The 16,469-nt window shown below is 41.0% G+C and carries 9 protein-coding genes; 6 read left to right on the forward strand and 3 right to left on the reverse strand.

Annotation, left to right across the window (positions count from 1 at the left end):
• The first annotated feature begins 174 nt into the window (after positions 1-174).
• The 3 genes from EHW67_RS06880 to EHW67_RS06890 are packed head-to-tail and all read left to right on the forward strand — an operon-like array spanning position 175 to position 8,963.
• Entirely contained in the window at positions 175-5,361 is a 5,187-nt protein-coding gene (locus tag EHW67_RS06880; protein WP_126161613.1) for a T9SS type B sorting domain-containing protein, read from the forward strand.
• A 37-nt stretch (positions 5,362-5,398) separates the two neighbouring features.
• Positions 5,399-6,319, forward strand: coding sequence for a PorP/SprF family type IX secretion system membrane protein (locus EHW67_RS06885; RefSeq protein WP_126161614.1), 921 nt, complete (start codon positions 5,399-5,401; stop codon positions 6,317-6,319).
• 10 nt (positions 6,320-6,329) lie between these two features.
• Positions 6,330-8,963: an OmpA family protein gene (locus EHW67_RS06890; protein WP_126161615.1), complete on the forward strand. Its 2,634-nt coding sequence runs from the start codon at positions 6,330-6,332 to the stop codon at positions 8,961-8,963.
• A gap of 454 nt (positions 8,964-9,417) precedes the next feature.
• On the opposite strand, the gene EHW67_RS06895 is transcribed toward EHW67_RS06890, so the two are convergent.
• From EHW67_RS06895 to EHW67_RS06905, 3 genes are all read right to left on the reverse strand, one after another.
• Entirely contained in the window at positions 9,418-10,410 is a 993-nt protein-coding gene (locus EHW67_RS06895; protein ID WP_126161616.1) for a DUF4837 family protein, read from the reverse strand.
• A gap of 12 nt (positions 10,411-10,422) precedes the next feature.
• Positions 10,423-12,054, reverse strand: a complete 1,632-nt coding sequence (locus EHW67_RS06900) for a lytic transglycosylase domain-containing protein (protein ID WP_126161617.1) — start codon at positions 12,052-12,054, stop codon at positions 10,423-10,425.
• A 114-nt stretch (positions 12,055-12,168) separates the two neighbouring features.
• Positions 12,169-13,359, reverse strand: a complete 1,191-nt coding sequence (locus EHW67_RS06905) for a phosphoglycerate kinase (RefSeq protein WP_126161618.1) — start codon at positions 13,357-13,359, stop codon at positions 12,169-12,171.
• Between the two features lie 235 nt (positions 13,360-13,594).
• Here EHW67_RS06905 and EHW67_RS06910 point away from each other — a divergent pair, with 235 nt between their 5' ends.
• From EHW67_RS06910 to EHW67_RS06920, 3 genes are all read left to right on the forward strand, one after another.
• Complete coding sequence (locus EHW67_RS06910) at positions 13,595-14,746, forward strand: DNA polymerase III subunit (RefSeq protein ID WP_126161619.1); 1,152 nt, start codon at positions 13,595-13,597, stop codon at positions 14,744-14,746.
• Positions 14,747-14,773: 27 nt separating this feature from the next.
• Positions 14,774-15,172, forward strand: a complete 399-nt coding sequence (locus tag EHW67_RS06915) for a DoxX family protein (protein WP_126161620.1) — start codon at positions 14,774-14,776, stop codon at positions 15,170-15,172.
• 432 nt (positions 15,173-15,604) lie between these two features.
• A complete protein-coding gene (locus tag EHW67_RS06920) occupies positions 15,605-16,390 on the forward strand; it encodes a patatin-like phospholipase family protein (protein WP_126161621.1) in 786 nt (261 codons plus the stop codon).
• Positions 16,391-16,469: the final 79 nt, after the last annotated feature.

A 16,469-nucleotide genomic window follows, 5' to 3' on the forward strand; every position in this document is an offset into this window, starting at 1 on the left:
CGATTATCACCACACTTTTTAGGCTGTACACCACCGTACTGCCAGAGGACACAACAATAAAAGTGGATTTTTGGGGTTAAGTATTAGTTTTGTTCCTATATGCCTATCAGTAGAGGGCCTAGAGCAAAAAAAATATTAACCCCCCCCATAGGGCAACCTATGTAATATTTGTAAATGAAGTGTACCCTTGGCAAGCACCTTTGGTGTTTAAGTTGTTTTATTTTATTTGGTATAGTTAAGCTATCTGCACAATCTGGTGATGCCGGGAACTTTGGCATTGAGGCAAATCTATACTCCGGTGAGCCCAGTCCGGGAACTGACGATTGGTTTAGCGCAGGTACCGGATTGGGTGTCATTGACGAAAGCGATCTTGTTTCTTTTCAACAAATAATAAATTTGGGTCAAAATGAGGCTTTTCAAGCATCCATGGCGAAACCTAATTATAGTACCCAAAATGGGAGACTGTGGTATGGAGCCAATTTTGGACATGACTATATTGCCGATAATAATGATAAGACCGCATTTTCCAAAGGACGCAATGGAGAGAATCCGGCAGATTGGAAAGTAGAGTCTTCCAAAATTTCCAAAAAAGCCGATATCGTTGATTCCTATGTGCATGTGAGGAGGGACGGACTTAGTCTAGCTGATGATCTTTGGGTTACCGCGGCGGTAAGTACCGCTGATAACGGAGGTTCACATTATACGGATGTTGAATTTTATATTGAAGAATTGAAATTGGAAAGTAATTCCTTTTCCAATTTGGGACAGGAAGAAGGGCATACCGCATGGCAATTTGATAATGAAGGTAAGGTTTTAAAAATTGGAGACCTTGATCTTGGGCTCAGCTATTCGGGGTCTAGTGTAATGAGTTTGGATGTCAGAATTTGGATATCCCGGGAAGATTATCAATCCAATAATGGATTTAATTACAATAGTTTTCATGGGGAAGGAGATAATTCAATATATGGGTATGCTCATGTAGATTACGGAGCAAACACCTTTAGTAAAATTAACAGCAAGGCTACAAATGCTCCGCCTTGGGGTACATATGACGATGATTTAAGTCCAAAAGCTACTTATAGCAAAGAAGCCTTTGCTGAGGTGGGTGTCAATTTATCAAAATTGGGTTTTGATCCAGCATTGATTTATGGATTGGACGGCCCATGTTATTTTCCCTATAGTGCTGTTTTGATAAAAACAAGGGGGTCTTCATCTTTTGATTCCGGCTTGGTTGATTTTGCAGGGCCATATCCCTTTTTGGGGACGGCAACGGAAGGACAGATAGATACCAGTATCCTAGAACCGCTAAATATTGACAGTTGTACCCCTGGGACAACTATAGCTTTGGAAGCAAATTTTAAATCAGCTGCTGCGATTTACTTCTGGGAATCCCTAACAACGGATGTTACTTTTCCAGATGGAAGTACCACTTTGGAGGGAGTAGGCCTGGATAAGGTAGATATAGATAGCCCAGGGACCTATTCATTAAATATAGCACCCTGCCCAGGTTGTGTACCGGATCCTTCCAACGCCAGCAGCATTATCGTTAAGGCCAGCCCATGCGCCAATGATGACGAGGAACAGGTTACAAAAAATGGTACAGTCGTAATTCAGGTAATAAATAATGATATGGACCTGGATAACAATATAGACATTACAACTGTAGATAATACCGGACTTCTACAGCCCTCTAACGGTAAGGTCACTATTTCAAAACCAACAGGAGAGCTTGTATATACCCCATATACTAATTATTTGGGTACGGATGTTTTTGAATACAAAATTTGCGATACGGACGGACTCTGTGATATAGCTCAGGTAACAGTGGAAACCTATGAGAATATACCGCCCCCTTTTGTGGACTCTGACAAGGACGGAATTCTGGATCGTTCCGATCTGGATGATGACAATGATGGCATCCCCGACCTTCAGGAGCTAAATACCATCATAGCCAATTCCCAACCAGAATGTGGGGGAGAGACCACCTTGGATTTTAGTTCCAATGCCATATTGATTTCGGGGTCGGCACTGCAACAGGGAGCTGTTTATAGAATCCCTAATGTGACTACGGGAACCGATGCCTTGGTTACTATAGTCCAAATCTATAATGCCACGGTAACCGAAATAGATAATAATAGCATGGCCAAAGAAGCCTTTAGGCCCTATACAGCCTTTAATTTTGCAAACAAGGGAGACCAAGGGCTAATAGAATATAAAATTCGTTTTGTTACCACCGGGGGATCAAGTCCGGTTGTGCTGGATAAGATATTCATGAACTTTAATGACATTGATGGCACCCATCAATACGGAGAGCAGACTTGGAGTTATAACCCAACGAGTTATGTAATTTCAAACCCCACGGAATTAACCATGTCCACAGATGGTAAATGGGTTATAGGTACGGCCGGAACCACCACTTACCCCACAGGGAGCAATGTTGTGCCACAAGTTAATTTTGGAGTAAACTATAACTCCAGATCTGAAATATCCATTCGTGTAGGTGCCGTGGCCAGGGTAGCAGGGGCATCTTCTACGCAAAGGCAGCACAATATAGAGTTTGGATGTGTTACCAATTATATAGACCCACAAGTTTATGGGTTGGACAATGATTGGGATGGGGTTACCAACCAATTGGACCTTGATGTGGATAATGACGGTATTTATGATGCCGTGGAGGCTGGCCATGATCAACCACATACCAATGGTATTGTAGACGGGAGTTATGGGGGCAATGGTTTGGCCAACAGTGTTGAAACTGTAGCGGACAGTGATATTATTAACTATGAAATAGTAAATACCGATGGCACACCGGGCCCGGATTATATGGATACGGATAGTGATGATGACGGATGTAGTGATGCCAACGAGGCATATAATGACCCTAATGCCGATAGGGGGGACAATGCTTTTTATGGCAGTGGTTCCCCCTCTAAAATAGATGAGAATGGTCTGGTTGTAGATGCCGCCTATACCCTTCCAGCGGATTTGAATACTAATAGTATATTTGATTTTAGAGAAAATACCGCTCCTTATTTTATTAGTCAGCCCACAGATAGATCCATCTGTCCGAATGGCACGGCTACTTTTACCGTAGAGGCACAAAATACTACTGCTTATCAATGGCAGATGTTCAATGGATCGGCTTGGGAAGATCTTGCTGATAGTGGCATACATACCGGTACCAAAACCAACATACTTACTGTAACCAATGCTTCATTGGAGGATAATGGAAACAGCTATAGGGTTGTTATTTCCAATGATATCCATATTTGTCCCATTGATGCTTCCAATCCGGCAACCTTAAATGTAAATACTCCACCAACTGTTACGGCCAACGCCTCCAGTACCCGTATCAATTCTGGAGAATACGTTACCTTAACAGGATTGGGAGCCGAGATCTATGTCTGGGACAATGGTGTAGTTGACGGGGTTCCTGTTCAGTTATTTAAAACAACAACCTTTACAGTTACCGGGAAAGATACCCAGGGTTGTGAGAGTATAGATACCATTACCGTTGAGGTAATGGGAGATTCGGATCTTAGTCTCAGCAAAAGTGTGAATAATGCCAAGCCAAATATTGGTGATGTAATAAAGTTTACCTTAGAGATTGGCAACCAAGGGCCCGAGGAGGCAACAAATGTCACCATAGAAGACCTTATCCCATCGGGGTATACCATTAAATCTGTTGATGATGGTGCAACAATCAATGGGAATATTCTTAGCTGGACACTTTCTACGCTGGCGGTGGGTGAACAAATGTTAAGTTATGAGGTGGTAGTAAACCCACCCACTGGGGCAACGGATGAATATAAGAATGTGGCCCAAATTATTAAGGTAGATCAGCTTGATCCTGATTCCAGTCCCAATAATGATGATAATGACCAAAGTGAGGATGATGAGGACAGCCTAACCATTCCTACGCCAATGGTAGATGTAAGCATTACCAAAACGGTGGACAAAGACGAAACCTATATAGGGGATACGGTGACCTTTACCATAGAAGTGGGCAACACTGGGGATTATAGTGCTACCAATGTGGTTGTTACGGATCCATTACCATCTGGGTATTCCCTAATTTCTTCCCAAGCAGATAACGGTAGCTACAATCCTTCAACTGCGCTATGGGAAATACCATTTTTAGATATCAACCAAACCGCAACTCTGGACATATTGGTCGCAGTAAAGGATATGGGCGATTATACCAATATTGCAAAATTGGAAAGTGTAGATCAGTTAGATTCAAATGCAAGCAATGACCAAGATGAGGCGTCTATTACTCTTGTTCCATTGGTGGATATCAGCCTTAGTAAATCGGTAGACAAACTTGCACCCAATGTGGGGGAATCTGTTCTCTTTACCCTTACCCTTACCAATAACGGGCCCGATACGGCAACCAATTTGGAAGTGGAAGATGTGCTTCCTTTAGGATATACGGCAGGGGTAATAAGTGATAACGGAAATATTGACGGAAACATAATAAAATGGTCTATATCCAGTCTTCCTGTTGGTTCGGTAAACTTATCTTATGAGGCAATCGTTAATATCCCTACTGGAGTATCCGGAGAGTATAAAAATACGGCACAGTTAACAAGGGTAGACCAAATAGACCCGGATTCGAGCCCCAATAATGATGATAATGACCAAAGTGAGGACGATGAGGACAGTCATATCATCCCTACGCCTATTGTAGATATTGGTATAGTCAAGTCTGTGGTGCCGGATATTGGCGCTGTTGGCGATGAAGTAGTGTTTTCCATTCTAGTGACCAATCACGGACCCTATGTGGCAACCAACCTTGGAGTGATTGAAGACCTTCCAGAAGGATATAGTTATGTGTCCGCCACTGCGGAAAGAGGTAGCTATGACCTTGTGTCAGGAGTATGGGAAATTGAAGCTTTGGGTATTGATGAGACCACAGAATTAAGTATTACTGCTGTTATAACCAATAAGAACGATTATTTTAATATTGCCTCCTTGGCCTATGTTGATCAGCTAGATTTTATGCCAAAAAATGATACCTCAATGGCCAATATAAGTTTGACAGAATATGAGGTCAACGATATTGATTCGGATTGTATGGTGGTCTTTAATGAGTTCTCTCCCAACAGCGATGGATTAAACGATGTATTTTATATAGAATGTATAGAAGATTACCCCAATAACTATCTTCAAGTGTTTAATCGTTGGGGGAAAAAGGTTTTTGAAACCAAAGGGTATAAAAATAATTGGGACGGTACGGTCTCTACAGGAATCTTAAATGGTTCCGATACGAATCTTCCGGTGGGCACCTATTTTTACCTCCTTGATTTTGGGGATGCAGAGACCCCTGTAAAAAGCGGATGGCTATATATAAGCCGTTAAAACAATATTCTAATTCTAAAAGAGAAAAATACCTTTGATGATTTCCCCTAAAGCCTTGTTATTTACAGTTTTATTATTTCTTGTATTTTTATGTTCCCAGGCACAACAAGAGCCTCAATATACCCAATACAATTATAATACCATGACGGTAAATCCGGGATATACCGGTTCTCGTGGTCATTTGACCATATTGTCGCTTTACCGTAATCAATGGACGGGAATTGAAGGGGCGCCAACCACAATAACCTTTGGTATAGAATCGCCGGTTGGACTTTTTGATGGGGTTGGACTATCTATTTTGCATGACGAATTGGGCCCTTCCCAAGAAACCTATATAGATGGGAATTACGCCCATCATTTGATCTTGAACCGAAATGGGGACCGTCTTGCCCTGGGTTTAAAGGCAGGAATCAAATTCCTCAGCCTAGATTGGTCAAAAGGGCGGTATAGGGAGCCCGAAGCTGCTTTTAATGAGAACATAAATAGTGAGTTGCTACCATCATTGGGGGCTGGCCTATTCTACTATACCAATCGGTTTTACTTGGGTGCTTCTACACCCAATATACTAACTGGAAAGCACTATGATGCCATAGCAGAATCTGAAGCTTCGGATAAAATACACCTGTATTTTATAGGAGGTTATGTCCTTGATTTAAATCCGGATTTAAAATTTAAGCCATCCCTCTTTGTACAAAATGTTGTAGGAGGTGCGGTGTCTATTGATGTGTCTACGAACTTTTTATTATACGAAACTCTAAATTTAGGCGTTAACTATAGACTAGAGGATTCGTTGAGTGCTCTTTTGGGTTTCCGCATAAGTACCCAGATAGATATGGGATATGCCTATGATTACAGTATAAATGACCTAAATAATTACAATAAGGGAACCCATGAGATATTTTTTAGATATCAGTTGATTTCTAAAAGTAAAAAACTCAAATCCCCTAGATTTTTCTAATTAAACCATTATGAAAAAAATTATAACGTCCTGTTTGCTTGCGTTTGCCCTAACTGGCAGTGCCCAGGAAATTGGTAATAATGGCCAGTCCGCCGCAGACGAGCGGTTTAATAGTGTTGACCATTATACCAAATTTAACTCCAATACCAGCCTGGCCTATAACAGAGAGATTACTCCCAAGAGCTTTAAAAGAAGAACCCAGAGTAATAATATTAAGAGTAGAACTTTTAAGAATTTGGGAGCGGTAGCAGAAGGGTTTTATATAATTTCCGGGGTATTTTCCAATTTGGACAACGCTAAGAATTTGGCTAAAAAATTGGAGGGGCAAGGATTTAAATCTGGATTCATTAGCAATGCCAAGAACGGTCTTAATTATGTTTATTTACAGAAATACAACTCTTTGGAAAAGGCATTGGCATCATGTACTTCTAATTTAAACGGACGTTATACAGATGCTTTTTGGTTAATGAACGTGGATAATGGAGAACAAACCAAAACCGAGAGTGCAAAAGTAGATTTGGCTACCTCTGTTTCAATAGCGAAAAATACTAAAAAAAATAGTCCGCTAATTCAGAAGTCTACTAAGTTAGCTTCCATTGAAAAACTAAGTAATCCTAAGGAATCCCTTGCAGTTGATGAGGTAACTTACGAGATCCTAAGTGGAGCAGAGGTAGAGGCTAATAATACAAACATATTCCCTAACAAGAAGGGGTCGGTTTCCTCCACTGGGGGCAACAAACCCAATGCTAGCAAGCTTATTCAAAAAGCCGATCAGTATTTCGATAAAATGTGGTACGCAGAAGCGGCTAAATTATATGAACAAGCCCTGAACAAGAGCGAAAAGAATTACTCCCTTGAAATTCTTCAAAAAGCAGGGGATTCCTATTATTTTAATACCAATATGGAGAAAGCCTATTACTGGTACAGCATTTTGTATGAAAGGTACGAGGATGAACTTTCTCCAGAACACCTATTTAAATATGCCCACACCTTGAAGGGTACTGGTAGGTATGGTAAGTCTAAACGGTTGATGAGACTATATGACAAGGAGATGAAAAAAACTGGGGGTATAGGTTCCCAGGCAGTATTAAGAGCTGAAAAAAAAGAAACCGTATTGGATAATATCCTGAAGATGGAAGAGGTTTTTGGTATTAAGAATTTGGCAATTAACACCAAATACTCCGAATTTGCACCTATGTTCCACAATTCGGATCAAATTGTATTTGCCTCCGCCAAGGACTCCTCTATTTTTAGTACCAGACGGTATAAATGGAACAACCAGCCTTATTTGGATCTATATGTTGCCAAGGTAAACAAGGAATCTCAGGACCTTAAGGAGGCCATAAGATTCTCCAAGAAAATCAATACCAAATATCACGAGGCTTCCGTGACCTTTTCTCCAGACAATACAACCATGTATTTTACGCGTAACAACTATGGCAAAAAGTTAAAGAGGGATAAAAACGGAATTAATCACCTCAAAATTTATGTATCCCAAAAAGTAGATGGAGAGTGGACAGAGGCCAAAGAAGTGCCATTCAATAGTGATGAGTACTCTACAGGGCACCCAGCTTTGAGTCCGGACGGCAAAAAGTTATATTTTGTTTCGGACATGCCCGGAACAATTGGGGATACGGACATTTTTGTAGTGGATGTAATGGGTGATGGGCAGTTTTCAGAACCAAAGAATTTAGGCCCGGAAATTAATACGGAACGAAAGGAAATGTTTCCTTTTATCAATGAAAAAAAGATGTATTTTGCTTCCAATGGCCATGTGGGCTTAGGGGGATTGGACGTGTACGAGGTGGCCTACGATGAGGAAGGGTTTAAAGAAGTACGAAATATGGGAAAACCCATAAACAGTAGTAAGGATGACTTCTCCTATATTGTAAAGGAAGAAGACCAAAGGGGTTATTTCGCCTCCAACCGCCGCGGAGGCAAAGGGGATGATGATATTTATTCTTTTGAACGCTTGGTCATGGAAGAAGTGAATGAGAATGCTATCGCGGGGGTGGTCATAGAAATGGTTACAGACGAAGTAATGCCCAAGGCATTGGTTACCTTGTTGGATGAAAACAATATTAAACTCAAGGAAGTGGTTACTGGAGACGACGGTAGCTTTGTTTTTGAGGATCTGGATTCCAATACCAAATACACCATTAAAACTACCAAGGATGAATTTGTTGAAAATGTTATTACAACCAAGACCAAGGAAAATGAGGTGAAGCATGTTGATATTGGCATGAAAAGATTAAAGGAATTGGTGGTAATAGAAGATGGTATTAAAAAGTTGAAAACGGATATGATTCATTTCGACTTTGATAAATCCTATATTAGAAAGGATGCTTCCCAGGAGCTCGATAAGCTGGTGGAGGTGATGAAAACAAATACCAATATCGTTATAAAAATTGAATCCCATACCGATTCCCGGGGTCCAGCAGTCTACAATAAATACCTTTCGGACAAAAGGGCAAAATCTACTAGGGCCTATCTTATATCCAAGGGTATTGCCAAGGAGCGTATTAAAAGTGCTATTGGATACGGAGAAGAACGTTTAATCAATGAGTGTGGAGATGGGGTACGCTGTAGTAGGGAGAAACATGAGCTCAATAGACGTTCCGAATTTATAATCGTAGATATGTAGTTAGCTATAACGCCCAAAAAAATATAAGAGCCGCCGTCTAAAAAGTGATGGGCGGCTTTTTTTTTCTGTAATAGGAAATGTATTAATTATACCGAAAGGGTTTTTATTTGGTCAATAAAGTTGTATTATCTTGTTGTCCTATACGTCGGGGACAAGAACACGGCCCTTATATGCCCATGGGATTGTTGGTTAGACTTCAATCCTTGTTTTGGTGGGGTCGGGCTAAAGCTGTATTTAATTATAGACCAGTAGCTTTTTTGATGCCAACTCTATGCTGTATATCTCTTATTATTAATAAAGTTATACCCATCCCTCAGAGGAGAATTGCTCTACTGGGTTAGGGGACAAGGAGCTAAATGAGTACCCTATGGCAAATGACAGTTGCCATGCATGAGCTAAGACCCAAAAAAGGGCCTTTATAGGCCCTCAGTTAATACTTTGATTGAAAAAGGTACTATTTGGGGTCTTCGAACTTTATCGTTTTTAAAATAGCTTCCAACTGAAACATATTATCCCGTTTTTCGGTTGCAGGAGCAAATACAAAGCCTTCTACAACCACTTTTCTGTTGTTTTGGTCATCGTTGATGATATAGGTCAGAAATGGACCGGCCATGGGATAGCCGTTTATTTCCCATATACCACGTACTTCAGCTCCTTTCCTACCCGCAATTTCTACAGGAAAAACGTAGGGGGCAAAGGCTTTTTCGGTCATCATATGGGTAGTTTTTCCGGGTACATCCGGACCTGGTATATACTGTTTGCCAATAGAATCGCGCATGGCAACTATATCTTTAACAAAGGTAGAATCACTTGTAAAGTAGTCATTCGGAATATCGTAGGCAATAATATTCATGCTCCCTTTTTGAATCTGCCTATCTATCCAAATAAAATTGTTTTCCTGTTTTCCTACCTTGTAAATGGATGGTAAGGATAGGGTAATCCCCAACTTTTCCTTTAAGGCGGTTTCCTTACTCAGGGATTTTAAAAAACGCTTTTGGGATTCCTGGATTTCTACCGACTTAAAAGCCTCGATGACCTCATCTGCCTTGGCGTTTAAATTGTCAATGATTTCCTCGTCGGTTGTTCCTTTAATGACCCCGATCTTTTGAGGGGTGGCATATACATCACTTTTAATATGGGCAAGACTTAAGGTGTCCTTGGCAATAAATAGCACGGAACGGGTCTGTAAGATAGATCCAGAGAAGACCTTGGCCGGCATTTGGTTGATAGTAAAAAGTGGTTCCTCCCAGGTAAGCCCCAAAACAGGTGCTGCAAAATGTTGTCTTACATGGTCGCCAACTTTTCCTTCCCACAGCTCATTGTCCATTACTACGGCCAAGGAGTTGATAGCGCCTATGGATTCTGGTAAATAGCTTTTTTTCTGCTTTTCCTCACAGGAAATAAAGATGGTAAAAGTCAATAATAAAAGTGTCCCAATTTTTTTCATATAGTTGTTTATTTACGAAGAACAATCGCACAATTTTAATTTTGTGCCCGGTTTTATGTCATTACCACTAATACCGTTCCATTCTCGTAAATTATCTATACTAATTCCAGGATATTTTCTGGAAATTGTCCAAAGTGAGTCGCCTCGTTGTACTGTATGCACCTTAGAACCTGCCGCCGCAACAGAATTTGTTGAGCTCTTATTGGTGTTTTTGGAGCTAGTTGGAATCTTCCTTGGATAGATGGTCAGGCGCTGTCCTATTCTAAGGTTGTTGCTTCTTAACCCATTCCAACTTTTTATCTGACTTACCCTCACACCATATCTTTCGGCAATTTTACCCAGATAGTCGCCACTTCTTACCCTGTATCGTATTTGATCTTTGGATTGTACAATTTGCGGCAAGGGTTTCTCTTTTGTTTTAAATTGATTCTCTACATGCGCATAGATGGCCTCCTCGTTGGCAACAAATTTCCCCATAGCATCAATGGGAAGTCGCAAAGTATAGTTTTTGCCTTTTATATAGGGTATGGCGTCTAGCTTGTAGGCCGGGTTCAATACCTTTAATTCTTCTACCGTCACATTTACCAATTCGGAAATTTGGTCAAATGTAATGGTGCTCTTAACGTGTATGGTGTCCGTTTCAAAATAGGGCCTTTCTGCAACCCTTTGTTTTAATCCGTGATCCTCGGCATATTCAAAAAGATACATAGTAGCCATAAAAGCGGGTACATAACCTGCCGTTTCCCTAGGGAGGTTTCTTCTTATATTCCAGTAATTCTTATATCCCCCAGACCTTCTGATAGCCTTGTTTACGTTTCCGGGGCCCGAGTTGTAGGCAGCTAGGGCCAAATCCCAATCATTAAATATACCGTATAGTTTTTTTAGATAGACTCCTGCGGCTTTAGTAGACTTTATGGGGTCGCTACGCTCGTCTACATAACTACTCACATCCAAGTTTAACATTTTGCCTGTACCGTACATAAACTGCCATAATCCTGTGGCACCTACCCTGGAACGTGCCTTTGGATTTAAGGCAGATTCCACAATGGCCAAATACTTAAGCTCTAAAGGAAGGTTTTGGTTGTCCAATTCCTGCTCAAACAACGGGAAGTAAAACTGACTCGCCGTTAACATCCTATTCATAAAATCCCTTTTTCGCGTTAGGAAGTATTTAATTACATTCTCCAAGGAGGGATTATAGACAACGTTAAAGGGCGTTTTTTGGTTAATTATTTCCAACCTAGCCTTTAAAGTATCAGTGTTCATGCTGTATTCGTATACCGAATCTATTTCCAGGCTAGAAATATCCTCATAGATGGAATCGAATAAGGTGGAATTGTCGTACAATTCTTTCATCCATAAGCTGTCGTACAGAGCAGCCTGTGGATGATCCTTTAAATCATATCGCTTTTGTCCCTTCAGTAATACCAATGGATTGTCCTGAATGCTGTCCTTTGCCTCCATGATTTCCATCTGCTCCACTCCATCCATATCTGTTTGAGTGGTGTCTACGGTTATTGTATTGGTAGGTATGGCGTTAAGTCCGGTTTTGTTCGTGGGGATAGAGTCAGCCTCTTGAGCTACATTGGTAGCCACGAAACCCATGGACAGAACGCCCAGCAATATATATTTGGATGTGTTCATAAGGTTTATGTTTTAAAGCGGAACGAACGAAAAACGTGCTTTTCTCGTAAACGTATAATTTAATCCTTAATATAACATTAAAAATTAAATAATCCACATTGTATAACGCTACAGTTATGCCAATATTGCCGCAATACCAGGTAGCGTCTTGCCTTCAAGGCTCTCTAACATGGCTCCGCCGCCAGTGGACACATAACTCACCTTGTTTTCAAAGCCAAACTGCTTTACCGCGGCTACAGAATCACCCCCACCAACTAACGAAAACGCACCGTTTTTGGTAGCTTCATCAATAAAATTACCCACGGCAATGGTTCCTTTGGCAAAACTTTCCATCTCAAAAACACCTACTGGACCGTTCCATAGAATGGTTTTGGATTGTAGGATAACATTTTTAAAATTTTCCAAAGTCTGTGGTCCCGCATCCAATCCTTGCCAACCATTGGGAATCTCATTGGAATTTACCACCTTGGTATTGGCATCGTTGCTAAAATCGTCGGCAGCCAAAACATCTACAGGAATATGCACTTCCACACCTTTTTCCTTGGCTTTTTCAAGAATCTCCAGCGCTAAATCCATTTTATCATCCTCACAGATAGAGTCTCCAACCGTTCCTCCTTTGGCCTTAACAAAGGTGTAGGTCATTCCCCCTCCAATGATTAGGTGGTCTACCTTGTCCAATATATTTTCTATGATAGTGATTTTAGAAGATACCTTTGCGCCACCCAAAATTGCGGTTACGGGTTTTTCCCCAGTTCGCATCACTTTCTCTATGGCTTCAATCTCCTTGGCCAGTAGAAATCCAAAACATTTCTTTTCTGGAAAAAATTGGGCAACAATAGTGGTAGAGGCATGGGCCCTATGGGCAGTGCCAAAAGCATCGTTTACATAGATATCCCCCAATTTGGAAAGTTTTTCTGCAAAGCTTTCATCGCCTTTTTCTTCTTCTGAATGAAATCTAAGGTTCTCCAGCAACAGGACTTCACCACTTTTAAGGTCAGATACCGCTTTTTCGGCTTCAGGACCTACACACTCTGTAGAGAATTTAACCGTAACACCAAGTACTTCGGATACCTTGCTGCAAATGTGTTTTAGGGACAAGTCCGGATTAACAGCTCCTTTGGGTCTCCCCAAGTGGCTCATAAGTACAGCGCTACCACCATCTTCCAAAATCTTTATGATGGTTGGCTTGGCAGCTTTTATCCTATTGTCGTCAGTAACATTTAAATCTGCATCCAAGGGAACGTTGAAGTCTACCCTAATTAATGCTTTTTTATCTTTAAAATTAAAATCCTTGATGGTTTTCATTTGCCCTTTGGTTTTTAGAGAATGACAAATGTAAAGATTTATGGGTAGTGTAAAAAGGGACTGTTCCAAATATTTGTGGCCAAGCCTTCTTAATTTTATGATCCGGCACATAAGTATCTGTAATTGAGGACGGTTTTTAATGGTGGGTTTTTAGCTGACAAATTGGGTAAAAACCGTAGCATACCAAGCTGGGGGAAGCTGGTGTGGTAAGGATAAAAACCATTATATTTGGACCATGTTATTCAAGGATGTTTTGGGGCTTTCACATATTAAGAGCCATTTGGTTTCCAGTGCCGATGCTGGGCGTATTCCCCATGCCCAACTTTTTGTTGGTCCGGAAGGCTGTGGCACTCTGCCCATGGCCCTGTGCTATGTGCAGTACCTTCTTTGCGGGAACAGTGGAGGGGAAAATGATACAGGTAATAGCGCCTGTAATATAAAATTTAATTCCCTGGCCCACCCCGATCTGCATTTTGCCTTTCCAGTATCCAATTCCAGTAAAGTTAAGAGTCACGCTGTAAGTGATCACTATCTGGAAGATTGGCGTCAGTTTATAAAAGAACAACCCTATGGAAACCTTTTTGATTGGTACAAATTAATTGGAATAGAAAATAAACAGGGGCAAATAGGGGTAGATGAGGCGCAGGATGTGGTTAAAAAGCTATCCTTGAAATCCTACGAAGGGGGGTATAAGGCTTTGATTATTTGGATGGCCGAAAAAATGAATACCGCTACGGCCAACAAATTGTTGAAGTTGATAGAGGAACCACCCGACAAAACAGTTCTTATCTTAATTGCAGAGGATGAAGAGCAAATTATACAGACCATAAGATCTAGATGTCAGATTTTGCATTTCCCGCCATTGGCCGAAGAGGCCATAACCACCGCGCTGATAGAAAAGGGGCTTGGCCGGGAGGAGGCCATTAGGATTTCACATGAGGCCAATGGGAACTACAATAAGGCACTGGATTTTATGAATAACGATTCTGAGGATTTGGTGTTCGAAAAATGGTTTGTGCAATGGGTGCGCTCTGCCTTTAAGGCCAAAGGTAACAAGGCGGCTATACACGATTTGATAGCTTGGAGCGAAGTTGTGGCCAAGACAGGCAGGGAAACCCAGAAAAAATTCCTGAATTACTGTATGTCCGTAATGCGCCAAGCACTGATGATCAACTATAATACCCGGGAGCTGGCATTTATGAGGATCCATGTAGAGGGATTTCAGTTGGAGAAATTTGCTCCCTTTGTGCATGAAAACAATATTCTTAACATTGTTAGTGAGTTGGAAGACGCTATCTATCACATTGAGCGGAACGGCAATTCCAAATTAATTTTGATGGACCTGTCCATAAAACTCACTCGGTTGCTACATAAAAAAGCGGCCTAAATAATAAAATCGTAAAAACTTTTAACTATGACCAATTTGTATACCTATTCCACAGAATTGCTCTTACTTCTTTTTCTGATAATTACTTTTCTACAGAGTGCCTATGATAAGTTGGCAGATTGGAAAGGGAATCTATCTTGGCTAAAGAGCCATTTTGCCGAAACCCCGCTTAAGAATATGGTGCCCCTGCTTTTGGGTACCGTCCTGGTAACCGAATTGGTGGCCGGTGTACTTTGTGCCATAGGCTGGTATTTACTTTGTTTTCAAGGGGAATCCGGTACGGCATTAACCGGGGCCATAGTAGCCTGTTTGGCCTTGTTGATGTTACTTTTTGGGCAACGAATGGCCAAAGATTACGATGGCGCAAGGACCATCGCCATCTACTTTGTACCCGCCATATTCCTTGTGTTTCTGCTGCAAGGCTAATCTTGATCCGCCAGAATTTAGGTCTGGATGCAATATTATAATGTTAGCTTATTTAGTGAGGTACTGTTTGAGGATAGTAGTTATATAAACCGACCTTAAATGTTGCTTTGCCTATTTTTCCAAACATTGTGGTATTTGAAAACTGCCCTGTGGACTAAATAGATCCTTACCAACCACCTGGTTGGTTTATGGCGTATTGTTAAAAATTTATCCACAGAGAAATATCGATTTATGACCTTTCACATAGTTGATATGCCTGTTAAAGCCAAAGTTCTCTGGAATTGTAGTAGCAAACCAACCAGACGGTTGGTGTTTTATTCATTATTTGGTTGTTAAAATGACTTTGAAGTAAGCCCATAATGGTTAATTTTAACCCTATTGGGCAAGGGATGCCATATGATGGATTGCTAAAACTGACAAACACTATTTGTAATGAACTTATCGGAATTAAAATCCAAATCTGTTGGACTGGTTTTGTCAGGAGGAGGTGTTAAAGGAATGGCCCATATTGGTTTGATTCGGGCACTCAATGAATTTGGGATCAATGCCCATATGGTTTCCGGCACCAGTGTAGGTGCATTGATCGGAGCCCTATATGCCAACGGTAATTCGGTGGAGGAAATGCTCCAGTTTTTTAAGGAAACTCCATTGTTCCGATACCATTTTATGACCCTATTAAAGCCTGGCCTATTGGATACGGAAAGGTATTTTGACCTTTTTGTAAAGTATTTTCCAGAAAATTCCTTTGAAGCCTTACAGCGTAAATTATATGTGGTGGCCACAGATCTGCAAAAAGGGGATGAAAAAACGTTTTATGAAGGGGAACTTATAAAGCCACTTTTGGCCTCTGCAGCCTTGCCGCCAGTCTTTAGTCCGGTTGATATAGAGGGAAGTCTGTATGCCGATGGGGGGATTATGAATAATTTTCCCTACGAGCATGTGGCCAAAGAAAACAATTTTGTAATCGGTAGCAATGTGTCCGCCGTTAAGGAAATACCCAAAGAAGGTATAAAATCTTCACTGCAATTGGCTAACAGGACCACTTCCTTGATGATTTATGCCATAAACAGGAAAAAAGTGCATCAATGCGACCTGGTCTTTGAACCCCAAGCCTTGGAGCTCATCGGGATCTTGGATAAGAAGGGGATTGAAAAAGCCTATAATATAGGCTATGAGCATGCGGTAAGGGTTATTGAACAAAGGTTAGGCGCAACATAAATATTTAGGTTGTGGAATGGTTGCTTAAAAGCTGTTTTATATAAAAAATAAGCCCCATTGTCTTGTGGGACTTTGGGGC

It is taken from the genome of Arenibacter aquaticus, assembly GCF_003957295.1.
GTDB lineage: Bacteria > Bacteroidota > Bacteroidia > Flavobacteriales > Flavobacteriaceae > Arenibacter > Arenibacter aquaticus.